This is a genomic window from Phytoactinopolyspora alkaliphila (assembly GCF_010550695.1).
Classification (GTDB): Bacteria; Actinomycetota; Actinomycetes; order Jiangellales; family Jiangellaceae; genus Phytoactinopolyspora; species Phytoactinopolyspora alkaliphila.
Map to the genome: position 1 here is coordinate 58,848 of NZ_JAAGOB010000004.1, position 23,535 is coordinate 82,382.

The window sequence follows — 23,535 nt, forward strand, 5'->3', positions numbered from 1 at the left end:
GTCCCCGCCGGATGCGCGCAGACCATGTCCATCACTCGCGAGGAGCGATCCACAACCATGACGGAGACCCGGACCGCCGCCGAACTGATCGTGCGCTGCCTCGAGAATGAAGGCGTCAGCGTCGTGTTCGGCCTGCCCGGCGAGGAGAACATCCACCTGACCCGCGCCCTGGACCGGTCGTCGATACGCTACGTGCTGACCAGGCATGAACAGGCGGCATCGTTCATGGCCGAGATGTACGGCCGGGTCACCGGCTCGGCCGGCGTCGTTTCGGCGACCCTGGGACCGGGCGCGATCAACCTGCAACTGGGAGTCGCCGATGCGATGACCAACAGCACCCCCGTCGTGGCTCTGTCCGCGCAGGTGGGACATGATCGCAATTACAAAGAATCACACCAGTTCGTCGACCTCGTGCGGCTGTTCGAACCGATCACGAAGTGGGCTCGCAGCGTGCCCAGCCCAGACGCTGTCCCGGAGATGATCCGCAAGGCGTTCAAGACCGCGGAGACGGAGCGGCCGGGTGCGGTCTATCTGGCGGTGCCGGAGGATGTCGAAGACGCCATCGCCGCTGCCGAGCTGCGGCCGCTGCCCCGCAACATCGTCCGTCCGGAGGCGCCGTCGCCCACCCAGGTGAGCCGGGCCGCGGACCTGATCAGAGAGGCCAGCAAGCCGATCGTGCTCGCCGGGCACGGCGCGGCTCGCGGCCAGGCGTCCGACGCCCTGGTGACCTTCGCCGCGGATCTCGGCGTGCCTGTGGCCACCACCTTCCACGGCAAGGGCGTCTTCCCGGACGATCATCCCCGCTCCGTCGGGACCATCGGGTTCATGGCCCGCGACTACGCCAACTTCGGTTTCGAGAGCGCGGACCTCATTCTCGCGGTCGGGTACGAGCTGCAGGAGTTCGACCCGGTGCGGATCAACCCGAACGGTGACAAGCGGATCATCCACCTCCACCGCTTCCCCGCGGAGGTCGACGCCCACTACTCCGTCGACGTCGGGATCATCGCCGACATCAGTGCCTCCCTGAACGCCCTGCGCTACGAGCTGGCCGACCACAGCTGCCCGGATCCCGGCCCGACACCGTCCAGCACCCTGCTGGCCGAAGAGTTGGAGCACGGCCGCCAGGATGACCGGTTCCCGCTCTCGCCTCAGCGCGTTGTGGCCGACACCAGGTCGGCTCTCGGGCGCGACGACATCACGCTGGTGGACACGGGCGCGGTCAAGATGTGGATGGCGCGGCTCTATCCCACCTACGCCGCAAACACCTGCCTGATCTCCAACGGGCTGTCGACCATGGGGTTCGCCCTGCCCGGAGCGCTGGCCGTGGCCATCGCCAAACCCGAGTCGCGGGTGCTGGCCGTCGTCGGCGATGGCGCGTGGCTGATGCACTCCCAGGAGATCGAGACCGCCGTTCGGGAGGAAATCCCGCTCACGGTCTTGATCTGGGAGGACAACGGCTACGGGCTGATCGAATGGAAGATGCAGATGGAGCTCGGAGAACACAGCCAAACCGCGTTCACCAACCCGGATGTGGTCACCTACGCGGCGAGCTTCGGGGCGAAGGGTTACCAGATCAAGGCCGCCGACGAACTCCTGCCGACGCTGCGGGCCGCGCTCGACGACGACGGCGTCTCCATCGTGAACTGCCCGGTCGACTACCGCGAGAACCTCCGCCTCATCCAGCGCCTCGGCGAGCTCGACGCGGCCCTGTGAATCGATCCATCGCCCCACGGGCTACTTCCGAATGATCATGTAAACCATGTTTTTTCTCGTGCTTCACCATGGCTGCAGGCATGGTGAAGCACGAGAACGCATGGTTTACATGATCATTCGGAAGAGGAGGGCGGGCGGCGCGCGCCACACGTGGACCAGCTAGCGGAAGGCCGGTTCAGGCGCTCGGAACGGCCAGCATGTAATCGTCGGCGTCGGAATCCCAGGCCAACTGGACGAAGCCCCTGGTTGCGGCCGCCTTGCAGAACTGCAGGAAACCGCCGTAGCCGAGCTTCTTCTCGCTGAAACCCGGCTGGGTCTTGCGAAGCTGGTTCTTCAGGCCGGACAGCGCTACGGGGCCGTCGGACAGGTCGGCAACCGTGTCCCGGAGCAGCGCGAACGCTTCCTCACGATCACCGAGTTCGGGCAGCGAGACCTCGGGGTCGCCCTTCGCTGGCCCGTCGGTCAGCTCCAGTACACGACGATCGGCGAGATGCCGGAGGAGTTCGCCGAACGCGCGGAACCCGTAGTCTGCTTCGTTGAACGTTGGGTCTTTGCGTAGCAAAGTCCGCTTCAGCACCGACGCGTTGACCTGCCCACTCGAGCTGCGCTGCAAGCCGGCCACCGTCTGCGCCACCCGGACGGCCAGCTCGTCCACGTCGCCGGATCCGCTCTCGGCTGCCGGCTCGGGCTCTGGCGGAGCCTGCGCCGGTTCCGGAACGGGCTCCAGGGTCCGGCGCTTGGTCTGCCCACGCGTGGTAGGCGCCGGGACCTCGAGGCCCTCCAGCCGGTCGTAGTACAGGAACTCGTCGCAGGCGGGCGGCAGTAGCTTGGAGGTGGACTGCTCGACTCCCACACCGATGACCCGCTTGTTGAGCTCACGCAGTTTGTGGACCAGCGGCGTGAAATCGCTGTCTCCCGTACAGATGACGAACGTCGAAATGTAGTCACGCTCGAACGCCATCTCCACGGCGTCGACCACCATCTTGATGTCCGCGGCGTTCTTGCGTGAGGCGCCCATCTTCTGCGGAATCTCGATCAGTTCCACGTGCGAGCGGGTAAGCAGCCGACGGTCTTCGTCGAAATAGGACCAGTCGGCGTAAGCGCGGCGGACAACCACGCGACCACGTTCGGCGAGAGCGTCGGCGATGGGAAGGAAATCGAACCTCATCCCTCCTAGATGCTCACGCGCCCCGAGCGCGAGGTTCTCGTAGTCGAGGAATACGGCGAGACGTTCTTCGTGGTCCACGGCAGTCAGCGTACGCCCCGAGTCAGTGCGTGATCACGTTCCTTGGATAAGTCAGCCGTGCGCTCATTCAAGTCAGGCAAACTGATCGAGTTGGAAGTGCCAGACGACCACCGAAGGCGAACCCGCGCCAGCGGCCTCGGCCGCTTCCGGCACGAGGTCGGTCAGGCACCACGGCCACTCGTGCCACGGCCCGATCTCGGTGGCTCGCGGAGCCGCTGGCGGCACTCCTGCCGACTGGACCTGAGGCTCCTCCTCACAGGCGCGCACGTGCAGTCCGGACGGCAGCGCGGCCCGGAGGTAATCCCCGGTGCGGTGGCGATAGGTGGCAATGCGCCCCCTCTCGCCGCGCGGTCCGAGCACCCTCGGCACCGAGCCACGGAAAACCCGCTCGTGGTGAACGTCGGAGATCACCAGGTGGCCGCCAGGGCGCAGAACGCGTGCGAACTCCGCCATCACCGGCTCCAGGTCACGCACGTGCACCAACGCTAGAGCACACACGACCACGTCCACCTCATCGTCGGCCAAGGGCAGCCGCTGCAGATCGCCGAGCTTGAACTGAGCCTCTGGGACGCGCTCTCGTGCCCGTTCCAGCATGTCGGGCGAACTGTCCACACCGATCACCTGGTGACCCGTCGCCGTGAGGTACTCGGCGAATCTGCCAGTCCCGCACGCCGCGTCGAGAGCGACGCCGTCCGGCAGTCGATCCAGGATCGGAAACACCAGGGGCTCATCGATGTCGAACAGGCCGTTGCGAGGCTCGTCGTAGGTCCGTGACCACACCTGATACCCGTCGACCGGGTGGACACGGTCCACCATGAGTCCGTCCCCGGCCAGCTTCTCGTCGTCGAGCAATTCCCGAACCTCGGCAATGCGTGCCTCGATGAAGTCGCGGTCGAACTCTCCTAGGTGCGCGCGCAGCAACGCTATGCCTTCGAGTCCGAGCACATACGCCAACGGCCGCTCATAGATCACTATGCGACGGTAATCGGCCGTTCAGCCGTCGAGCCAGTGAATTATCACCTCGGCAGCCCTGTGCCGCTCGCTGTCGGCGGCACCTGGTTCGATATGTCCATGTCCGTGCCGATCACCTCGTTTCTCCAGATCATCGACCGCCTGCCCGAGGTGGCGGCGGTCCCCTCGGCGAACTACACCACCTTCAAGGTGCAGGGAAGGACGTTCGGCTACCTGTGGGAAGAGACCAGCACGGTCGGCTTGAAGCAGACACTGGCCGAACAGCGAGCGCTGGTGGCTGAGCGGCCCGAGGTGTTCGAGATCCAGTTCACAACGCCCCAGTACGGCTGGGTGGTGGTGTACCTGGACGGCATCGAACTCGACGAGTTGGTGGAGCTGACATACGAGGCGTGGCGGCTGACGGCCAGCGACACCCTGGTCGAGGCCTATGGAGATCGGCTTCCGGGATAGCACCCGCCTTCGGTTGCGGATCAGATGGCCTAGCACAGCGGTATCCGCCGGTTCGGTCATCTGATCATGAAGTGTCCACAAGCTGTGCCGATTCGCCGTCAGCCCTTGTCCGGGAACGAGTGGTGCTCGTGCACCACCACCCATCGATCGTCCTCCTTGCGCAGCCCGATGGTCAGGCGTAGCCGGTTGTCCGGATCACGCTGCAGTTCCTCTTCGGTGCCGCACCGCAGCAGGGCGTAGGCGAACGCGACGTCGTCCCCCGCGACCACGTCGAGCGAGACGATGTCGAACGTGGCTCCACTGCGTTGCCACGTGAAGAACGGTGGCCACGTCTGCTGATAGGCGCCGATACCGCGCACCCCGTCCTCCGGCGGGGGGACGTCAAACATCACGATGTCGTCCGAATGATCGGCCAGAACGACATCCATATCGCCGCCGTGCACCGCCGCGGCCCAGCGCTGGATCAGGTTACGGATGCGTGCTTCGTCGTCGTGCATGATCATCCCTTCAAAACGGTCGCAATCGCATGGTGAATCTCGTACCAAGACAGACCACTGGCGGGCGGAGAAATCATCGCCGCGCCAGTGACACACCCTCGGCACGATGCTTGCCTTGACGTGAGCGGCAAGGTTTATCGTCAATCCCATGCGAATCGGTGACCTCGCCAAACGAGCCGGAACCACCACGCGGGCGCTGCGTTTCTACGAGTCCCGGGGGTTGATCACGGCGCATCGCTCGGCGAACGGCTACCGCGAATACAACGACGACGACTTCCGGCTCGTCAAGGAGATCCAGACACTGCAGGGCATCGGGTTCAGCCTGGACGACACCCGGCCGTTCGTCGACTGCCTGCGATCCGGTCACGAAACCGGCGACTCCTGCGCCGATTCGATCGAGACCTATCAGCGCAAGCTGGCGGAGGTGAACTCGTGCCTCGACCGGCTGACCTCAGTGCGAGACAGCCTGCTGGAGAAGCTGGCCGAGGCCCTGTCGCGGCATCCGAGTCCGTGCGAGATGACGCCGCGGGACAGCAGCGCATCCGAGACCGAGTACCAGGAGTTCTGATGTCCCCCACAACGGCGCCCGGCGACGTGCTCGTCGTCACGGACGAGACCTTCGCCCCTGAGGTACTCGCACACGAGCTTCCAGTCCTCGTGGACTTCTGGGCCGAGTGGTGCCCGCCCTGCCATGCGATCGCTCCGATGCTCACCGAGATAGCCCGTGAACGCGCGGGTTCGCTGGCCATCCGCAAGCTCAACACCGACGAGAACCCCGTCGTCGCCTCGACATATCGCGTCATGTCGTTGCCGACGCTGATGCTCTTCCGCGACGGCGAGCCGGTCCAGGCGCTCGTCGGTGCACGACCGAAGGCACGCTTGCTGGCAGAGCTGGACGCAGCGTTGCGCCAATAGCACCCTACCCATGATCATTGGCGATCTTGTACATGATCAAGTAGGCGATCGCCGATGATCACGGGGATTAGCCTCCGGACAGGACGTCGCGCAGCCGGGTGACGAACCGGTCCGGGTCACCCGCGAAGCCGATGTGGTCGCCGGGGAACATGGTCGGTTCGATACCGAGTTCCGACGCAAGCGCCCGCGACGTACGGTCGCAGAGCTGGTCGGTCGATTCCTCGCCGATGCCGACGATGATCCGGGTCGACGCGGCTCGCAGCGCGGCGATCTCCGGTCGCCAAAGGGTCGTGGGCCGCAGCATGTGCGCGTTCTGGAAATTGGTGTCGGCGAGTGCCTGTGGGTCCGGCTCGCCGGCGAACATCATCTCGAACACCTCCTCGGGCATGTGGATGTTCGCGTTGGCCATGAACTTCCGCCACGAGCCCACGTGGTCGCCGGCGAACCAGGCGGAGATGATCTCCTCCGTTCCGGCGTGCCGTTCTTCGCGATCTTCGAGCAGTTCGATCAGCGGAGGCTCGTGGGCGACGACGGTGTGCGCAAGATCGGGCCGAGCTTGTACCAGCGCCAGCGCGCTGACGGCACCTCCGCTGGATCCAAGAACCACGGCCGGCCCGAGATCGAGGTGCGAGATGAGCCGGGCGAGGTCATCGGCACGCATTTCGGGAGTCGAGTCCTGGTCCGGATCGGCCACCGAGCTGCGGTTGATCCCCCGGGGGTCGGTGGTGAGAACCGTGTGGTCGGTGGCGAGCAGGTCCGCGAGCGGGGCGAAGGACGCGGCGTCCATCGGCGCGCCGACCAGTACCGCGAGGGGACCTTGACCACGTACCTCGTAATGCAGGCGCGCGCCAGGGACCTCGAGGGTCGCGGCCGAGACGGGGACGGTCGTCGTGTTATCCATGGGAGCCTCCTGAAAGGGCTGGTATGAACTGGTCACAGCAGAGACTCCCGCCGTGGGGCAGAATCGTCGGTCGTGAGCGAAAGAAGTTCCGTGCCGTTGGTCGCCGAGCCGGGTGACGACGCCCGCGACGATCTGGACCGGGCGCGCAGCGGTGACGACGACGCCTTCCGCCGTCTCGTGGAGCCGTTACGCGGACAGCTCCACGCGCATTGCTACCGGATGCTCGGCTCCACTCACGATGCCGACGACGCACTACAGGATGCCCTGGTGAGAGCATGGCGGGGGCTAGCCCGCTTCGAAGGCCGGAGTTCGTTCCGGTCGTGGCTGTACACCGTGGCCACCCGGACATGCTTGGACAGCGTCGAACGCCGTGGAAAACGAGCGTTGCCAGTGGACCTGGGCCCGTCCACGGACCACGCCGTGGTCGGAGACGCCCCGCTCAGCGAGGTCGCCTGGCTTGGCCCTTACCGCGATTCCGGTCTCAGCGACGGGCTGCTCGGTCCCGGAGCGCGCTACGAACAGCGCGAAGCCGTCGAGCTGGCGTTCGTCGCTGCCCTGCAGCACCTCCCCGGCAACCAACGCGCAGCACTCCTCCTCTTCGACGTCCTCGGGTTCTCCGCCGCGGAGATCGCGGCGATCATGGACACCACGACGACGTCGGTGAACTCCGCGCTCGCCCGCGCCCGCAAGGTCGTCGCCGCGAAGGCACCGTCGGTCACGCAGCAGCAGACGCTCAGGAAGATCGACGACGCTCGCATCCGCGAGGTGGTCCACGGGTTCTGCACCGCGCTGGAACGTGGCGACACCGACGCCCTCGTCGCCTTGCTCACCCAGGACGTGACCTGGTCGATGCCGCCGATGCCGCACTGGTACCGCGGCTTGCCGGCCGTCACCGATTTCGCCGTGCGCGTACCGCTGACGGGGTGCGGGTCCTGGCGGCATCTCGTCACCAGCGCCAACGCCCAGCCCGCGGTGGGCTGTTACCTGTGGAACGACGACGCAGGGGCACATCAGGCGTGGTCGATCAACGTGCTGGCGCTACGCGGCGACCGGATCGCCGAGATCACCTCGTTCGTCGGCGCTGAGCATTTCCGAGTCTTCGAGCTCCCGGACTCATTGCCTTGACTTCAAGGGTGATCCCCGGCCGTCCGGCGTGCCCAAAGGCTAATGCCGCCCGAACCGCCACCGGGTCTGGCTGTAAGGCGCCTTACCGAAGCCGAAGGCTGTGGATGGCGTCACCGCGAAGACCCACGCCTCACCATGGCCGGAGGCATGGCGGAACGCACCATCGCTGACGTCGAAGCGCCACTCCTCGCCGTACTTGTCCACCCAGGCCTCGGCCAGACGATGCAGGTTCGAGGTGTCGGTGACTCGCCGGGCCTTGCCCTCCACCACCAGATCGAGGCCTTCACGTCGCGTGTTGGTGCCTGTGGTCAGCACGACATTCGGATTGTCCATCAGGTTCTTGCACTTGCGTTCCTCAGGACCCGTGCAGAAGTGCAGTGCCGCATCGACCCATACGGTCATCAGGGGCGTCACGTGGGGCCGGCCGTCCGGGCGAACCGTCGTGATCCAGGAGAGCTCGGCGTCCGAGAGCGCTTTGCTTGCCTGCGCCCACTGCGTGGGCTCTGCGTTGTCGTCGCTGTAGCTGGGATGAAGGTCGGTCAGGGGTTGGGGCGTGCTCATGTCGGTGGTGTCCTTTCTATATGCATTCTCCCCTGTACGGACCAGGGCGCTCACCGGAATTCATCGGAGCATCGCGGGTTTCACCGCCGGACTTGTGGTGCCGCTCGAACGCGATCATTCGGTCCGGGAGAAGACCGCGAGGTGATCGATCCTGGTGTGTTCTATGTGGATGCGACGCAGTCCGGCGTGCTCGATAGCTGCCAAGATCGCGGCTTCCGAGTGGATGTAGAACCGCCAGTCACTGCGGCGCAATCGTGGATAGATGTTCTGGATCGGCGCCCACGCCCGCAGCCACCAGGTTTCTCGCGGGTAGCTCAGGACCAGGTGCTTGCGTGCCCGGTCGGCAGCCGCGGAGAGCAGGCGTCCGGCATCTGCGTAACAGCACACGACCGAGTGCAGCACCACGACGTCGGCGGGCTGTGCCAGCTCGGGTCGCTGGGCGAAGTCGCCTGTCAGGCGGACGCTGCGGCCTGCGAGACCGGCCTGGCGCAACAATCTGCCGGCCGCCGCCTCATAGGAGACTGACAGCTCCACGCTCATGGCTCTGGCCATTCCGGCACGCAGCAGTTCGACCTGAAGGTCCCCGATGCCGCCGCCGATCTCCAGGACGGACTCGCCGCCGAACGTCCCGTCGTTGAACAGCTCGACCGTGCGCCGCGGCGCCCACGTCAGGCCGGACTTCCGGTAGCGAGCGGCATCCCGCTCGGCCTGACCGGAGGAGAAGATCAGGTCGTAGCCCTGAGGCTCACAGCACCCGGCCACCGAGACATCATGACACGGCGACGGACATCCCAGCGTGCGATGATACGTACATGAACCGGCGCCACGGCCGAATGATGAGCCCTCATGAGGGGCTCTTCGGCGTGCGCTGATCCGTCACGACAAGTCCCTGCGCTGCGGGGACCTGACGTTGATCTGCCTCCGCTGGCACAGGGCGGAAGGCAGTACAGCATGGCGACCAATCAGAACGTCTACATCACCACATCCATCCCCTACGTCAACGCCGAGCCTCACCTCGGCCACGCGCTGGAGTTCGTGCAGGCCGATGTGCTCGCCCGGCATCAGCGATCACGAGGACTACTGGTGCGGTTCCTCACCGGCACCGACGACAACGCGCTGAAGAACGTCACCGCCGCCCGTTCGGCCGGGGTCGACGTACGGGAGTTCGTGGACGCGAACGCCCGACGGTTTCTCGGCCTGCAAGAACCGCTGTCGCTCTCGTTCGACGACGTCATCCGGACCAGCGCCGATCTGCGGCATCGGATCGGTGTGGAGCGCCTGTGGGAGCAGTGCGCACGCCAAGGGGACTTCTACCGCCGGCACTACGAGGGGTTGTACTGCGGCGGATGCGAGCAGTTCTACCGGCAGGAGGATCTGCCAGAAGGCCTGTGCCCAGAGCATCGCGTCACCCCGGAACCGGTGGTGGAGGAGAACTGGTTCTTCCGCCTCTCTCGGTATGCCGAACCACTCCTGGAGACAGTGACCTCGGGTCAGGTCCGGATCGAGCCGGCGACTCGGCGCAATGAGGTGCTCGCGTTCATCCGCGCTGGATTAGAGGACTTCAGTGTGTCGCGACCGGCGGCACGCGCGAACGGGTGGGGGATTCCCGTGCCCGGCGATCCGGGCCACATCATCTATGTGTGGTGGGACGCCCTCGCCAACTACATCACCGCACTCGGCTACGGCGGCCCCGATCAGCGCGCGTACCAGGACTGGTGGGTGGACTCCGCCGCCCGCATCCACGTCATCGGCAAGGGGATCACGCGCTTCCACGCCGTGTACTGGCTCGCACTCCTTCTCAGTGCGGGACAACCGCTACCCACCACGATTCACGTCCACGAGTACCTCACCGTCGACGGCGCCAAACTCTCCAAAAGCACGGGCAATGCGATCTCGCCCGAGGACCTGGTGCGACGCTTCGGCACGGATGCGGTGCGCTGGTGGCTGCTCCGGGAGGTTGCCCGTCTCGGTGACACCGACTTCACCGTCGAGCGTCTCGTCGCATGTGCCAATCGCAATCTGGCGAACGGCATCGGAAACCTGCAGAACCGAACACTTGCCCTGGTCCACAAGTTCCGCGCCGGCCGGATCATCAACCCCAGCCGGGTGAACTCCCTCGGATCGGACCTGGTCACGGCATACCAAACCCTTCCGCACGTCATCGACGACGCTCTGACACGCTTCGACTTCCGCGCCGCGACCGAGGGCATCTCGTCCGTCGTCGACACCGGCAATCGGCTCGTCGAAGCCGCCCGTCCCTGGGAGTTGGCGCGCCGGGAGAAGGCCGGGGACCTCGGTGCTTCCCGTGATCTTGATGACGTGCTGGGCGTTCTCGTGGACGCGTGCCGAGTCGTGGCCCACGAATCACGGCCGTTCATCCCGAACGGCGCAGCGGCTCTCCTCGAGCAGCTATCTTCGGGGGACGGCCAGGTCTCGCCGCCCACGCCGGTCTTCCCCCGATGGCACGGGACCACACACTGATGCCTGTGCCATGCTGCTGCGGTGGATGCTCGTGCCGAGGCGGCGGCCCCGCCCACGGCAAATTCTCGGCCCGAGGCGTAGCGCGGAGATCAAGCTCGTCCACCGCGCCGAGTGGCCAGCGACTGGCGAGTGCGGTACCTACCCCGTCACGGGACCTGACACTGTGCCACGCCACCGCATACGCAGGCGGTAGGAACTCCGTCGATGCCACCTCCTGCAGAGCAAGCATGTCCGGAGCAAGCCGCTCGAACTCGGACGCCAGCACGTCTCGGCGCCGCTCCCAATCGGCGTGGGCTGGGGACAACACATTGGCGGTCATCACACGCATGCCCATACCCGCAGTTTTCCCTTCCGCGGCCGTACATCACGGCGTGATCATCCGGTCGATTCCGAGGCGGCATTCCCGGCTCGCTGGTCCCGCAGCGGACACCCGATGAGGTGATTCTCAATCATGCCGGGGCCATGACGAGATTTGCCGGGACGGATACCGATGAGTCTGCGGGTCGCCGCTTGTCAGTACGGGCAGGAGGCGAGGAATGCCTCGCACAGAGAGGGGACACCATGAAGACGTTCATCAACCTTCCCGTGAAGGATCTGGGAAAGACGGTCGAGTTCTTCACCTCCGTCGGATTCGCCTTCGATCCTCGTTTCACCGACGGGAACGCGACCTGCATGATCATCAGCGACGACTCGTACGCGATGCTGCTCGTCGAGCCGATGTTCCAGAACTTCACCCAGAAGGACGTCGTCGACACGGCCAGGAGCCGCGAGGTGATCATCGGTCTCTCGGCTGACAGCAAGCAGCACGTCGACGACTTGACCCAGAAGGCGATCGCAGCCGGTGCCACGGAGCTGGGTGAACCGCAGGACGACGGGTTCATGTACATGCGTGGCTTCAGTGACCTCGACGGTCACCAGTGGTCTTTCATCTTCATGGACATGTCGGCCGTTCCTGGGTAGCCCAACGCTCCCGACGAGCAGAGCCGGTCACGACGACGGCCCGCCCCTCCCCCTGGCACACCGTGGATGTCCGACTCCGGCGTGCCAGGGCGAGGAGGGGAGGGCGAGTACGCTGATCACGTGGCTCTCAGCGACGGCACCTACCTGATCGGCCCAGCGTCGGGCCGGCTCATGGTGAAGACCAGCCGCACCGGCCTGGGTGCGCGAGCCGGTCATGATCTGACACTGGACGCGGCCGGCTGGACCGGAAGCGTGGTCGTAGACATGGCCGACCCGGCTCGATCGTCGGTGCGCGTCGATGTCGATGCCGACACGCTGGAGGTGCGCGAAGCCACCGGTGGCGTCAAGTCACTCTCCAGCTCCGATCGTGCCGAGATCAAGCGGAACATCCGAACCAAGATTCTCCGCACGGACAAACACCCGAGGATCACCTTCCAGTCCACTCACGTGCAGGGTTCACCGGAGGCGTTCACCGTGGACGGCGAACTCACCATCGTGGGCGTCACGAGACCGGTCACTCTTCGCGGCGGCATCGACGGGTACCGTGTCCAGGCCGAGACGACGGTCACCCAGACGGCCTGGGGAATCAAGCCGTACTCGGCTCTCCTCGGGGCACTGAAGCTGGCCGACGACGTCGTGATTCAGGCCGAGGCCGAACTCACGCCGCCGTCGCTCTGAGCCACCCGGCTGACGTACCAGGGTCCCCGGCTCCGCGACGCGAGTCCGACGGTGTCACCAAACGTCGCCCGGACGCCAGTCGCAGGTGAGGGCCTTGTCCAGGATCAGCTGCGGGCTTGTCGGCGTCGGCCAGACGAGGACGGCGTCGTCATCGTCGGGGGTGCGCTCGACACCGCTCGATGTCATCACCCAGGTGGGTCCTTGCCAGGGTTGCCAGCCGCGTCGTTGGTAGAAGCCCTCGATTCCGGAGCCGTCGGACAGCGCGCCGAGCTCGTATGCCGCTCCGATAAGCCGTTCTGCCCTGCTCATGACCGAGGAGGCGTAGCCGTTGCGCCGTCGGTCCGCCTGTACGGCAAGGCCCTCCACGTACCCGGTGCGCATCGACCGGCCCTGATGGACGAGACGGCGCTGGACCACCGCGACATGGGCAACCACGTCATCGCCCTCGCTGACCCATACATGCATGCCACCGAGGGTGTTGTCCCAGTCTTCGTCGCTGAACTCGCCACGGAAGGCGTCGTCGAGCAGCTTGCGGAAGGCCGCCACGTGGTCGGGAGACAAATCAGCCGTATGTGCTTGTTCCACATGCGTCACGTCCCAGAGTTTTGCACAGCACGTCCGCCCGCGCGATGCCGAGCGCCCGTCGCCGAAGACAGCCGACGTTGTCGGTGGCTCATGACAGGCTCGTCAGGACTTTCACGGCACACCGTGACCGCTCCGCTCCGCTCCGGGAGGCATGCGAGAAGATGGCCCACGTGACGGTTCCCGAGCTGCGCGGCGACGATACCGCTGACCTGCGCAAGGCCCGTGGAGCGTTTTTCACGCCGCCCGCGTTGTGCGACTACGTCGTCAATTGGGCCGTCAGGTCACCCACGGATCTCGTGCTCGAGCCCTCATGCGGCGAGGCCGCCTTCCTCGGCTCGGCCGGAGACCGCCTGGCTCTTCTCGGCGCATCCGGGTCACCGGCGCCTGGCGCGTTACACGGCGTGGAGTTGCATCCGGACAGCGCCGCCCACGCCCTGGCCGTGCTCAAGTCCACCGGGCATGAAGCTCAGGTCGAGGTCGCGGACTTCTTCACCGTCCGGCCGCGGCCCGTCTACGACGCCGTTGTCGGGAATCCGCCGTACGTGAGATATCAGGGATTCAGCGGCGACAATCGCAGCCGGGCACAGGAAGCCGCGTTGCGGGCCGGTGTCGCCCTCACCGGGCTGGCGTCGTCGTGGGCGGCGTTCGTCGTGCATTCCGCCATGTTCCTCAGGCCTGGCGGCCGGCTGGGTCTCGTCCTCCCCGCTGAGCTGCTCACTGTCAACTACGCAGCTGAGGTCCGGCGGTTCCTCATGCAGCGGTTCCGCACGGTCCGTCTGGTCCTCTTCACCGAGAGAGTGTTCCCCGGTGTGCTGGAGGAGGTGGTGCTCCTGCTCGCGGACGGCTTCGACGAAGGTCCCACGGACCACTGCGAGCTCTTCCAGGCCGCGAACGTCGCTGATCTTCCCCAGGCTGTGGGACGGCTGTGGCGACCGGCCAGTCCGGAGAGCAAGTGGACGGCGTCGCTGCTCTCACCGGAGGCGATCTCCGCGGTCGAGAAGCTCACCCAACACCGTGGCATCAGCGTCCTCCAGGCGTGGGGCGAGACCACGCTCGGCATGGTGACCGGCAACAATCGATACTTCACCATGTCGCCCGCGGCCGCGGAACGGCATCAGATCGACGCGACGGAACTGCTTCCCATCTCGCCTCCAGGGTCTCGCCATCTCCGTGGGCTGGTCTTCTCCCGGCAGGCGTGGAAAGATCTCGGAGCCGAGGGCCGCCCCACGCACCTGTTCCGCCCATCGGGTGAGCCGTCACCGCAGGCGGCGCGATACATCGCGTCGGGTGAGGCGGTCGATGTCCACGAGGCCTACAAGTGCAGAGTGCGCAAGCCGTGGTGGCGCGTACCGCTGGTGAAACCGGCTGATCTGCTGCTCACGTACATGAACGCGGACACGCCCCGGTTGACCACCAACCGCGCCCGTGTTCACCACCTGAACTCTGTGCACGGCGTCTATCTGCGGCCCGGCCTGTCTCGGGCGACCACAGACCTTCTTCCCATCGCGTCGCTCAACTCGATGACCCTGCTGGGCGCCGAGACCGTGGGCCGGGCGTACGGCGGGGGAATGCTGAAGATCGAGCCGAAGGAAGCGGACAAGCTCCCGGTGCCTGGTCCGGAGGTGCTGGAGAACGCCCGCGCAGATCTGGTCGCCGTCCGCACCAGAATCGCGCATGCCCTGCGCTCCGGGCAGGTCACCGACGCTGCGAGAATCGTCGACGATGTGCTGCTCGTCAGGCATCTGGGCCTCAGCGGCACCGAGGTCGACGCTCTACGGGAAGCGCACGCCCACCTGCATGCCCGGCGGGTGGCGCGTGGGGCGGGTCCGCGGCAGTCCCACTGACTGGGCACGGCCGCGAAAGTCCACGACGGGAGAGGCATCGGCATGGCGAGCAAGGACGACGTCTTCGATTCTTTCGAGCGCGTCATCAGGGAGCGGCCGGTGGTCAATCCCTGGCACGAGATCTCGCCCCGCGATCGGGCCTACCAGCCCGACTATCACCTGCTCGCCACGGTCCTCGGCATCCCTCTCAGCGAGAAACGTGGATCGGAATCGGGACGGCTGGCCAAAGGCATTGACGCCTGGGTGGCACATGAGCTGCGCCGCGCCGGGTTCCCCGCCGACGAGGTCTGGCCCCGCCTGACGAAGCCGCGGGTGCTGCCTCGCGAGATCGGTATCTTCCTCGACCGGCTGCCCAAATCCATGCGCGACGACGTCTACGAGCAGGTGCTCAAGAACAAGACGGTCGCCCCGTCCGAAGCACGAGTGCTCGGCCGCGCCTACGTCAAACAGGTCGACGTCCTCGTGTCGCAATGGTCCCGCGGTCCCGAGCTGCTGGTCTCCACGAAGTCCATGGTGTCCTCGTTCCGGAACAACCTGCCCAACCGGTTCGAGGAATCCTACGGTGACGCCAAGAACCTGCGCGGACGCTACCCGCTCGTCTCCATGGGCTTCCTCTTCGTTCTACGCTCCACCATCCTCGACGACGCCGGAGCGTGGGAGAAGGCCGTCGACATGCTCCGCAAGCTCCAGGGTGAGACCGATGCCTACGATGCCACCTGCGTCGTACTGGCGGAGTGGGACGACGACGACTTCCAGGGCGTCCGCATCCGGACCGATGACGTGCCCGAAGACCTCTCCGCTGACCGTTTCCTCCGCACCCTCATCGAGGCGGTCCTCGACCGGACGCCAGTTGAGATGCACGTCGAGGTCCGTGAGCGTCGTGAGCACCGTGAACTGCCGCTGGAGGAGTCCGACACGGGGGCACTGATCTCGTTACGAGACATCGGCGGCTGATCCCACCGCCACGGCCGCGAGCTGGCACTCGCCACCCACACCGCCTGTTGCGTCCTGCAAGGCGAGGGTTCCGCACCTCACCCTGCAGGACGTTGCGTTGTGGCTGCAGGACGCAATGTTCACGTCCTGCCAAACTGTTCCCTCCGTGCCTAGTCGAGTGGTTTCATGAACGACCAGAGGTGGCCCTCCAGGTCACGAGCGCTGTACTCGCGGTATCCGTACGGCTGATCGGCGGGCTCTTGCACCACGTTCGCGCCCTCATGCAGGGCGTGACGGTAGTGGGCGTCGACGTCGTCAACCATCACAGCCACGCAAGCAGTCGCGGTGCCTACCGACTTGGGCGAGCCAAGCCCCCAATCATCCTGCTCCTGATGGAGCCAGATGACACCGTCACCCGCCTGCAACTCGGCGTGCACAGCCCGGCCCTCATCATTGCGGTCGACGCGGCCAGGTCCCAGGCCGAACACCCGGACCAGCCAGTCGTGTGCCGCCCCGATGTCCTCGTACACCAACAGCATGATCCGTCCCTGAACAGCAGTGTCGAGCATGGTCATCTCCTCAACGGTGGTGAGCAGGTTGTCGGTCAGCCGCCCGTCCCCACTGCCTATCGAGCCCAATAGACCAGCGAGGCGGGAGCGAAGCCGGCCGATCGCCTCGTGCCGGCGGTCGAGTTCACCGAGGTGCGCTGCCATCGCGGCGCGCAGATTCCAGGCCGGCTCCTCGAGCGCCCGGCCGATCTCTACAAGTGGCAGGCCCAACCGTCGCAGCACGCATATCCGGTACAGCCGGGCCACGTCGGCGTCGTCGTAGAGCCGGTGACCGGCATAGGTACGCGCCGAGGGGACCAGCAAGCCGATCTCCTCGTAGTAGTGCAGCGTGCGGACGGTTAGCCCGGTCGCCGCTGCCAGCTCGCCTACCCTGCGACCGCTCCGGCGTCCCTGATCCGTTGCCATGAACTCGACCGTACGGCCTCACGTAGCGTGAGGTGCAAGGTTGTAGCCGCACCGCCGCTTGCGTCCTGGAAGACGAGGCCTCCACGCCACACCCTGCAGGACGAAGCGCCCCCGCACGATGAGGTAGGCTCTCGTCCGTTCAATAACCAGGACAGTTGTTCCATATTTTGAACGGACTGGGATGAAACGGTGTCTCCTCACCGGCGCGGCCGGGCGCATCGGCCGTGCCGTGCTCCGCGCGCTAGCCGATGACGGTGTGCCCACCACGGCGCTGATCCTCGACGACGCGCCTGACCTCTCCGCGGATCGGACGATCGTCGGCGACGCTGCCGACCCCCGGGTGGTCACCGAGGCACTGCGCGGGTTCGGCCCCGGCGACGTGGTGGTCCACCTCGCGGCTCGCCCCTCGCCACTCGGCGCCCTGGGGGTCGACGTCTTCGCCGGGAACGCCCGCGCCACGTACTCCGTGCTCGAGACCGCGGCGATCCACGGCGTGCGGCGCGCGGTGATCGCGAGCAGCATGTCTATCTATGGGTTCGCCTGGTCCGACGAGCCACCTGCGCCGGCATATCTCCCGGTGGACGAGGAGATGCCGTTCCGGATCGCCGACCCGTACGCCCTGTCCAAACAGGCAGACGAGAACACAGCGCGGATGATGCACCGGCAGTACGGACTCAATGTGGTGGCCCTTCGCTTCCCCTTGACCACCGACAGCGAAGCCCTGCACGCAAGAGTCCAGCGGTTCACCCGCGACCCAGCATCGGGCGCACGTGAGCTCTGGTCATACCTTCACGTCGACGACGCCGCCCGAGCTGTCCTGCTCGCTGCCAGGGCCGAGCTCACCGGAGTACACCCGCTGGCGCTCGCGGCACAAGACACGCTCGCCCCGTATCCGACCGCCGAATTGGTCCGCCAGCATCTCCCCGGCGTGCGGCTTCGGAAGGACCTGCCGGCACGGAGCAGCCCGATCGACACCCAACGAGCTCACGATCTGCTGGGCTTCGCGCCATCGTTCACAGCCAGCGTTCCACCGCTCACCGACAGACCACAGGAGACCTGATGGCCACAGCCGACGTACCGCCCGACGCTCCGATCTCCGAGCAACCGTGGCCGCATCGTGACGGTCTGCGGATCACCGGCATATCCGCGGTGGTCACCGCGCCCGAGGGACACCCGTTCGTCGTCGTCCGGGTGGACACGTCCGACGACGGACTCTACGGCCTCGGGTGTGCCACCTTCACCCAGCGCTACACCGCCGTGGTGTCCGTCCTCGAGGAGTACATCGCCCCGATGATCACCGGCCGGCATCCCGGTGACATCGACGATCTCACCCGGATGATCCACTTGTCCTCGTACTGGCGTAACGGCCCGGTCCTGAACAGTGCTTTGTCCGGAATCGATCAAGCGCTCTGGGACATCGCCGGTAAACGAGCCGGCATGCCCGTACACGACCTGCTGGGCGGCCGGCAGCGAGCGGCGGCCACGACCTACCAGCACGCCACGGCCGCGACCGTCGAGCAGACCATCGACAAGGCCCGGGAGCTGATCAGCGGCGGAGCGACCCACGTCCGGTTGCAAACGGGTGGCCGCGGCATCGGGCACTACGGGGCACCCGGTGCGCGCGGGGCGCATCCGAACTCACCGTATCCCGACGGCTGGGATGTCCACGAGTACCTGACGGCCGTACCCGCACTGTTCGACCGGGCTCGTTCCGAGCTCGGCGACGAGGTCAACCTGATGCACGACGTGCATTCGCGGCTGACCGTCAAACAGGCCGTGATGCTGGCGCGGAGGCTGGAACAATACCGGCTGTTCATGCTGGAAGACCCGATCGCCCCGGAGCACTACGACCGTCTCCCGGAGCTACGCGCGTCCTCACCGCTACCCATCGCCGTAGGGGAGCAGCTCTCGTCGGTGACTGACGCCGCGCGGCTCGTCGTCGGCGGAGGCGTGGACCTTCTCCGCCTGCACGTCTCGACGATCGGTGGACTGAGCCCGGCTCGCCGGTTGATGGCGCTGTGCGAGCTGCTCGGTGTCCAGACTGCGTGGCACGGTCCCGCCGACGTATCACCCGTGGGTGTCGCCGCCAACACCGCGCTGTCCGTGACCACCTCCGCGTTCGGCATCCAGGAAGGGCACGCCTTTCCTGACGTCGTGCACGAGATCTTCCCCGGAACGCTACGCATCCGCGATGGGCTGATCTTTCCGAACGACGCGCCGGGTTGGGGCATCGATGTCAACCTCGGCGAAGCCGCGAAGTATCCGCCGACTCGTCACCGGCACGACCGCTGGGCATCCCGGGTCCGACGCCCCGACGGCGGGCTGGAAGCACCATGACCCCGGCACGAAAGCCCGGCGTGACCGACCGTCCCACTATCGATCGAAGGATCTGAGATGACCATGGACACCGTCGCATTGATCACCGGCGCCGCGGGAGACATCGGCCGTGCGGTGGCGCGCAGACTCGCCGAACGGGGCCTCCGGCTGATTCTTACCGACCTGTCGGCCAGCAGCCTGTCCGACGTCGAAGCCGGTCTCAAGGACACCGGCGCCGACGTCCTGGCCCGGGCCGTGGACGTTACCGACGAGGACGCTGTGGCCTCGCTCGTCCGGGAGGCGCGCGAGTTCGGCCCGATCACTTCGGTGTTCAACAACGCCGGCATACCCGGAGCCTCCTTTCCCATCGCCGAGCACCCCCTCGACGACGTGCGCAAGACGTTCGACGTCAACTTCTTCGGCCTGTTCCACGTCATGAAGCACGCGCTTCCGCACCTGGCCGAGCACGACGACGCGTGGCTGCTCAACGTTTCCTCCGAGGCAGGACTCAAGGCCAACGAGCGTCGCGGGGCCTACTCCGCCAGCAAGGCGGCCGCCATCCAGATCACCCGTGCCGCCGCCCTGGAGTACGGTCGGCACGGCGTGCGGGTGAACGTGCTGTGCCCGGGACCGATCGAGGGTGACCTGATGCGCCGCAGCGAGGGTTCGATGCCGGATCCGCAGGAGCTGCGCGACCGGCTGATCGCGAGCTCCGCGGTGCTGCGCTACGGCGAGCCCGACGAGGTCGCCAATTACGCGTCGTATCTGCTGACCGAGGCTCCCGGGTACCTGACCGGCGCCACCCTGACGATCGACGGCTGTCGCCGATGAGAACCATCGCCGACCTTGAGCTTGCCGACGCCGAACGCGCGGCCGAGGCAGCGGCTGCGGAAGCGCGCGAACGCGGGATCTCCATCACCGTCTGTGTCACGGACCGGGGTGGCATCCCGATCACCGTGCGTCGCATGGACGGAGCCAAGCCGTCCGGGGTCGAGCTCGCCGGTGCGAAGGCCTTCACAGCAGCTATCCACCATCGGCCCACCAGCGCGATCGCGCACGTTGCCGGGCCAGGGCAACCTGGTTTCGGAGTCTTCGCCCAGTTCGGCGGACGCTTCTCGGTGCTTCCCGGAGGTGTGCCGGTCGAGGTGGACGGTGTGGTCGTCGGCGCGGTCGGTGTGAGCGGCGCCGACGACGTGGGCGACATCGCCTGCGCCGAGGCCGCGGTGACGGCACTGGTAGCGGCGTGAACGAGCGCTGGCGCTGCGCCGACGACGTGATCGACCGGATCGAGGTGGGCAGCATCCGCAAGCCCGCCTCTCCGCTCAACGCACGGCGTTGGGGACCGTTCGAGTACGCCTCATCTGTGGAGATACACACCGCTGGCGGGCTGCGTTCGCGAATCACCGGCCGCGCGCACGTCGGCCTCACCGACGCCGTGCTGGGTGAGCAGATCAGGTGGGCGGCGTCGACGGTGACCGGGAGGCCGCTCACCGAGCACGCCGCCATCTGGGACACGCTGCATACGGCGGTGATGCGTCAGTACATCTCGGTCTTCGCTCTGAGCGTGCTCGACGTTGCACTGTGGGACCTGCGAGCGCAGTCGCTGGGCCTACCGGTCGCCGCGCTGCTGGATCCCGGCCACGATGGCTCGGTCCAGGCCTACGCAAGCCTGCCGATCGTGGCCGAGCCACCTGAGGTGCGCCCGGCGGTCCGTCGCCTTGCCGACGCCGGCTTCGTTGGCGTGAAGGTCCATACCGCCGGAGATCTCGCCCATGACACCGCAGTGCTGAGGTGTGCCAGCGACGAGCTGGCCGGCGGCGGCTTCCTCGCCTATGACGCGGCCGGAGGTCTCTGCCGGGACGAGGCCGCCGGCATGGCAGGACTCCTCCAGGAACTCGCAGCGCAGTGGTTCGAGGAACCTTTCCGTCAGCTCGATATCGCCGCGCACGAATGGCTGAGGGACCGCACCTCGGTCCCGCTGGCCGGCGTGGAGACCGTTCCGGGCGGGCCCGAGCTTGTCCGGCTGGCCCTTGGAACGGGCGCGTTCGATCTCGTGTGCGTGGACAGTTACTGGAAGGGTGGGATCACCGGCGCATCCGCGACGGTTCGCACCGCGACCGAGATGGGGCGCGGCGTGGTGATGCACCACGGCGCGAGCCCGGAGATGGACCTCGCCAACATCCACGTGGCGACGGGCCTCGCCTGCGGACCGGTCGAGCTCATGCCGGCCACGAGTCCAGAGACGGCCGGCGTTGTCACCCCGCCAATCAGCGTGGGAATCGGCCTGGCCGCTGACTGAAACGACGCACGTCACCCACCCCTGGACGGAATCGCCATTCGGTAGTAACTTCAAGTTCAACACACGGAATTTATGTTCAACATATTGAACAGGTGGAAGAGTGAACGATCTGACAGGCGAACCGCGGCGGAACGGAGCACCCGCGGTGACGCGCGCCCTCCGCGTGCTGGAACTGCTGGCTGATGCCGGTGGCAGTCTCAAGCTGACCGAAGTGGCGGAACGGCTGGAGCTGCCCAAGTCCACGGCTCATCACGTCCTCGCGGCCCTGATCGACTTCGGCTGGGTGGAACGTGACCCGCACACCCTCGAGGTCACCCTGGGGTTGCGCGCCTGGGAGGTGGGCCAGGCGTATCAGCGTGCGCAGTCGATGAGCCAGCGCGCCCGCCCGTTCATGGACGCCGTCCGGGATCAGCTGGGCGAGACGATCCGGCTCGGCATCCGCTCCGGTCGGGACAACGTCTGCATCGCCAAGAGCGAGGGCGGCAAGCATCTCGTCTTCGACCAGCGGGTCGGTGCCCGGCTTCCCGCACACGCCACCGGCCTGGGCAAGGCTCTGCTCAGCGGCCTCGACGACCGTCAGCTGGCCGAACTCTACGCGGGCTTCGAGTTCGAGCCGTTCACCGAGAACACGATCACCTCTTTGGCCGACTTGCAGGCCGAATCCGTCGCCATCCGGGAACGCGGATGGGCGCAGGACAACGGCGAATACATCCTGGGAATCCGCTGTGTCGCGGTGCCGATCCTCTCGCGCAGCGGCCAGGTCGTCGCGGCGATGTCGGTCAGCGGATCGGCGGGCCGACTCGACGACGCCCGCTGCGACAAGGCGCTCCACGCCCTGCACGAAGCCGCCGGGCTCCTGTCCGAGCGCCTCGGCGACGACACGGACCGCACATGACAGCACCGATGACGGGCACCACCGCGCGCTCCGATCTCGCCCACATGCGGGTTCTGGTCATGGAGGACATCGGCCTCATGGCGGTCGACCACCGGCCGGCGCCCGAGCCCGGACCGGGACAGGCGCTCGTCGCCGTCACGGCCACCGGAATCTGCGGATCCGACCTGCACGGCTACACCGGCGAGAACGGCCGGCGGGTCCCCGGTCAGGTCATGGGTCACGAAACCGTCGGTCACGTGGTGCGCTACCACGCGGAGCCGCCGCCGGGCGCGCCGCCGCCAGGCACCCCCGTGACGGTCAACCCGCTCATGGCATGCGGCACCTGTGCGCAATGCTCTGCCGGCACGCTGCACCTGTGCGCCCACCGCCGGGTGATCGGCGTCGATCCGTCGTTCAGCGCCGCATTCGCGGACCTCATGGTGGTGCCCGCGGTGAACCTGGTGCCCTGGAACCCCGTCGCACCGCTGATGCACGGCGCCCTGGTGGAGCCGCTGGCCGTCGGCATGCACGCGGCCAGCCGCGGAGGCGTCACCGAGGGTGACGTGGTGCTCGTCATCGGCGCCGGCCCCATCGGGCAGGCCGCCGTCATCGCCGCACAGCGTCTGGGCGCGGCTTCGGTCCTGGTCAGTGAACCCATGGCCAGCAGGCGCGACATCGCGCGGGAGCTGGGTGCGCAGCCCTATGACCCCACCGAGGACGATGTCGTCACGGCCACTCGCGACCACACCGGCGGCGTCGGCGCGCCGGTCGTGATCGACGCCGTCGGTAGCTCCCGGACACTCGCCAGCGGTATCGACGCGACCGCGCGTGGCGGCCGATGTGTCCTCGTCGGCATGGGCGCCCCGAGGATCGACATCGCCGCGTTCGGGCTGTCCACCGAGGAACGCGCGCTGATCGGAGCCTTCTGCTACACGCACGACGAGTTCGCCGGCACAGCGGAATGGGCAGGTCGCCACGCCGGCGTTCTCAGCCCGCTCATCTCCCGCAGCGTAGACCTGCTCCAGGCACCGGAGCAGTTCCGGAACCTCGCGTCGGGACAGGACGACGCTTCCAAGATCATCATCACCTTCGCCGGTACCCCCGATCCACCCCGCGGCAGCTCCGACGTTCCCGAGCGTGAGACCGGCGCACCACACCGATAGGCCACCGGCCCGTTCGGCCACCATCCACATCCCGAGTCATCGATGCCC

Annotated in this window: 26 protein-coding genes; 17 read left to right on the plus strand and 9 right to left on the minus strand. The window is 66.8% G+C overall.

The window, feature by feature from the left end:
• Window positions 1-57: 57 nt before the first annotated feature.
• The gene (locus tag G1H11_RS08450; RefSeq protein ID WP_163818039.1) at window positions 58-1,713 is read left to right on the plus strand and encodes an acetolactate synthase large subunit; all 1,656 of its coding nucleotides are present in this window, start codon (window positions 58-60) and stop codon (window positions 1,711-1,713) included.
• Between the two features lie 175 nt (window positions 1,714-1,888).
• Here G1H11_RS08450 and G1H11_RS08455 read toward each other — a convergent pair whose 3' ends face one another.
• Both G1H11_RS08455 and G1H11_RS08460 read right to left on the minus strand, forming a co-directional pair.
• On the minus strand, window positions 1,889-2,959 hold the full coding sequence (locus G1H11_RS08455; protein WP_163818041.1) for an NYN domain-containing protein: 1,071 nt from the start codon (window positions 2,957-2,959) through the stop codon (window positions 1,889-1,891).
• 72 nt (window positions 2,960-3,031) lie between these two features.
• The gene (locus G1H11_RS08460; protein ID WP_163818043.1) at window positions 3,032-3,931 is read right to left on the minus strand and encodes a methyltransferase domain-containing protein; all 900 of its coding nucleotides are present in this window, start codon (window positions 3,929-3,931) and stop codon (window positions 3,032-3,034) included.
• 99 nt (window positions 3,932-4,030) lie between these two features.
• Between G1H11_RS08460 and G1H11_RS08465 the strand changes: the two genes are divergently transcribed.
• Complete coding sequence (locus G1H11_RS08465; protein ID WP_163818045.1) at window positions 4,031-4,381, plus strand: MmcQ/YjbR family DNA-binding protein; 351 nt, start codon at window positions 4,031-4,033, stop codon at window positions 4,379-4,381.
• Between the two features lie 98 nt (window positions 4,382-4,479).
• Here G1H11_RS08465 and G1H11_RS08470 read toward each other — a convergent pair whose 3' ends face one another.
• Window positions 4,480-4,878: a YybH family protein gene (locus G1H11_RS08470; protein ID WP_174257507.1), complete on the minus strand. Its 399-nt coding sequence runs from the start codon at window positions 4,876-4,878 to the stop codon at window positions 4,480-4,482.
• 148 nt (window positions 4,879-5,026) lie between these two features.
• Here G1H11_RS08470 and G1H11_RS08475 point away from each other — a divergent pair, with 148 nt between their 5' ends.
• Window positions 5,027-5,446 (plus strand): MerR family transcriptional regulator, encoded by a 420-nt coding sequence (locus G1H11_RS08475; RefSeq protein WP_163818046.1) that lies wholly within the window; start codon window positions 5,027-5,029, stop codon window positions 5,444-5,446.
• A complete protein-coding gene (trxA, locus tag G1H11_RS08480) occupies window positions 5,446-5,793 on the plus strand; it encodes a thioredoxin (protein WP_163818048.1) in 348 nt (115 codons plus the stop codon). The genes G1H11_RS08475 and trxA overlap by 1 nt, the downstream gene beginning before the upstream one ends.
• Before the next feature lie 67 nt (window positions 5,794-5,860).
• Here trxA and G1H11_RS08485 read toward each other — a convergent pair whose 3' ends face one another.
• Window positions 5,861-6,694 carry an alpha/beta fold hydrolase gene (locus tag G1H11_RS08485; RefSeq protein WP_163818050.1) on the minus strand — a complete coding sequence of 278 codons (834 nt, stop codon included), beginning with the start codon at window positions 6,692-6,694 and terminating at the stop codon, window positions 5,861-5,863.
• Between the two features lie 90 nt (window positions 6,695-6,784).
• Here G1H11_RS08485 and G1H11_RS08490 point away from each other — a divergent pair, with 90 nt between their 5' ends.
• Entirely contained in the window at window positions 6,785-7,819 is a 1,035-nt protein-coding gene (locus tag G1H11_RS08490; RefSeq protein ID WP_425501202.1) for a sigma-70 family RNA polymerase sigma factor, read from the plus strand.
• Window positions 7,820-7,858: 39 nt separating this feature from the next.
• Here the strand turns inward: G1H11_RS08490 and G1H11_RS08495 are convergent, their stop codons facing one another.
• A complete protein-coding gene (locus tag G1H11_RS08495) occupies window positions 7,859-8,380 on the minus strand; it encodes a pyridoxamine 5'-phosphate oxidase family protein (protein ID WP_163818053.1) in 522 nt (173 codons plus the stop codon).
• A gap of 114 nt (window positions 8,381-8,494) precedes the next feature.
• Window positions 8,495-9,142, minus strand: coding sequence for a class I SAM-dependent methyltransferase (locus G1H11_RS08500; RefSeq protein ID WP_163818055.1), 648 nt, complete (start codon window positions 9,140-9,142; stop codon window positions 8,495-8,497).
• A 189-nt stretch (window positions 9,143-9,331) separates the two neighbouring features.
• On the opposite strand from G1H11_RS08500, the gene G1H11_RS08505 reads away from it, so the two are divergent.
• On the plus strand, window positions 9,332-10,861 hold the full coding sequence (locus tag G1H11_RS08505; RefSeq protein WP_163818057.1) for a methionine--tRNA ligase: 1,530 nt from the start codon (window positions 9,332-9,334) through the stop codon (window positions 10,859-10,861).
• Here the strand turns inward: G1H11_RS08505 and G1H11_RS27410 are convergent.
• Window positions 10,755-11,195: an endonuclease/exonuclease/phosphatase family protein gene (locus G1H11_RS27410; RefSeq protein WP_163818059.1), complete on the minus strand. Its 441-nt coding sequence runs from the start codon at window positions 11,193-11,195 to the stop codon at window positions 10,755-10,757. The two genes, G1H11_RS08505 and G1H11_RS27410, sit on opposite strands and share 107 nt — an antisense overlap.
• A 227-nt stretch (window positions 11,196-11,422) precedes the next feature.
• On the opposite strand from G1H11_RS27410, the gene G1H11_RS08515 reads away from it, so the two are divergent.
• The gene (locus tag G1H11_RS08515) at window positions 11,423-11,821 is read left to right on the plus strand and encodes a VOC family protein (RefSeq protein ID WP_163818061.1); all 399 of its coding nucleotides are present in this window, start codon (window positions 11,423-11,425) and stop codon (window positions 11,819-11,821) included.
• A 120-nt stretch (window positions 11,822-11,941) separates the two neighbouring features.
• Window positions 11,942-12,499, plus strand: a complete 558-nt coding sequence (locus G1H11_RS08520; protein WP_216843574.1) for a YceI family protein — start codon at window positions 11,942-11,944, stop codon at window positions 12,497-12,499.
• 54 nt (window positions 12,500-12,553) lie between these two features.
• Here the strand turns inward: G1H11_RS08520 and G1H11_RS08525 are convergent, their stop codons facing one another.
• Window positions 12,554-13,084 (minus strand): GNAT family N-acetyltransferase, encoded by a 531-nt coding sequence (locus tag G1H11_RS08525; protein ID WP_216843575.1) that lies wholly within the window; start codon window positions 13,082-13,084, stop codon window positions 12,554-12,556.
• A 170-nt stretch (window positions 13,085-13,254) separates the two neighbouring features.
• Between G1H11_RS08525 and G1H11_RS08530 the strand changes: the two genes are divergently transcribed.
• Window positions 13,255-14,928 (plus strand): HsdM family class I SAM-dependent methyltransferase, encoded by a 1,674-nt coding sequence (locus G1H11_RS08530; RefSeq protein WP_216843576.1) that lies wholly within the window; start codon window positions 13,255-13,257, stop codon window positions 14,926-14,928.
• A gap of 42 nt (window positions 14,929-14,970) precedes the next feature.
• On the plus strand, window positions 14,971-15,882 hold the full coding sequence (locus tag G1H11_RS08535; protein WP_216843577.1) for a hypothetical protein: 912 nt from the start codon (window positions 14,971-14,973) through the stop codon (window positions 15,880-15,882).
• A 149-nt stretch (window positions 15,883-16,031) separates the two neighbouring features.
• On the opposite strand, the gene G1H11_RS08540 is transcribed toward G1H11_RS08535, so the two are convergent.
• Complete coding sequence (locus G1H11_RS08540; RefSeq protein ID WP_163818069.1) at window positions 16,032-16,835, minus strand: VOC family protein; 804 nt, start codon at window positions 16,833-16,835, stop codon at window positions 16,032-16,034.
• Window positions 16,836-17,016: 181 nt separating this feature from the next.
• Here G1H11_RS08540 and G1H11_RS08545 point away from each other — a divergent pair, with 181 nt between their 5' ends.
• The 7 genes from G1H11_RS08545 (at window position 17,017) to G1H11_RS08575 (ending at window position 23,487) form a co-directional block, all read left to right on the plus strand.
• Complete coding sequence (locus tag G1H11_RS08545; RefSeq protein WP_163818071.1) at window positions 17,017-17,895, plus strand: NAD-dependent epimerase/dehydratase family protein; 879 nt, start codon at window positions 17,017-17,019, stop codon at window positions 17,893-17,895.
• A complete protein-coding gene (locus G1H11_RS08550; RefSeq protein WP_163818073.1) occupies window positions 17,895-19,172 on the plus strand; it encodes an enolase C-terminal domain-like protein in 1,278 nt (425 codons plus the stop codon). The genes G1H11_RS08545 and G1H11_RS08550 overlap by 1 nt, the downstream gene beginning before the upstream one ends.
• A 57-nt stretch (window positions 19,173-19,229) precedes the next feature.
• Window positions 19,230-19,982 (plus strand): SDR family NAD(P)-dependent oxidoreductase, encoded by a 753-nt coding sequence (locus tag G1H11_RS08555; protein WP_163818074.1) that lies wholly within the window; start codon window positions 19,230-19,232, stop codon window positions 19,980-19,982.
• The gene (locus G1H11_RS08560) at window positions 19,979-20,398 is read left to right on the plus strand and encodes a heme-binding protein (protein ID WP_163818076.1); all 420 of its coding nucleotides are present in this window, start codon (window positions 19,979-19,981) and stop codon (window positions 20,396-20,398) included. Before G1H11_RS08555 ends, G1H11_RS08560 begins: the two co-directional genes overlap by 4 nt.
• Window positions 20,395-21,450, plus strand: coding sequence for an enolase C-terminal domain-like protein (locus G1H11_RS08565; protein WP_163818078.1), 1,056 nt, complete (start codon window positions 20,395-20,397; stop codon window positions 21,448-21,450). Before G1H11_RS08560 ends, G1H11_RS08565 begins: the two co-directional genes overlap by 4 nt.
• 100 nt (window positions 21,451-21,550) lie before the next feature.
• Complete coding sequence (locus G1H11_RS08570) at window positions 21,551-22,345, plus strand: IclR family transcriptional regulator domain-containing protein (RefSeq protein WP_163818079.1); 795 nt, start codon at window positions 21,551-21,553, stop codon at window positions 22,343-22,345.
• Window positions 22,342-23,487: a zinc-dependent alcohol dehydrogenase gene (locus G1H11_RS08575; protein ID WP_216843578.1), complete on the plus strand. Its 1,146-nt coding sequence runs from the start codon at window positions 22,342-22,344 to the stop codon at window positions 23,485-23,487. The genes G1H11_RS08570 and G1H11_RS08575 overlap by 4 nt, the downstream gene beginning before the upstream one ends.
• The last annotated feature ends 48 nt before the right edge of the window (window positions 23,488-23,535 follow it).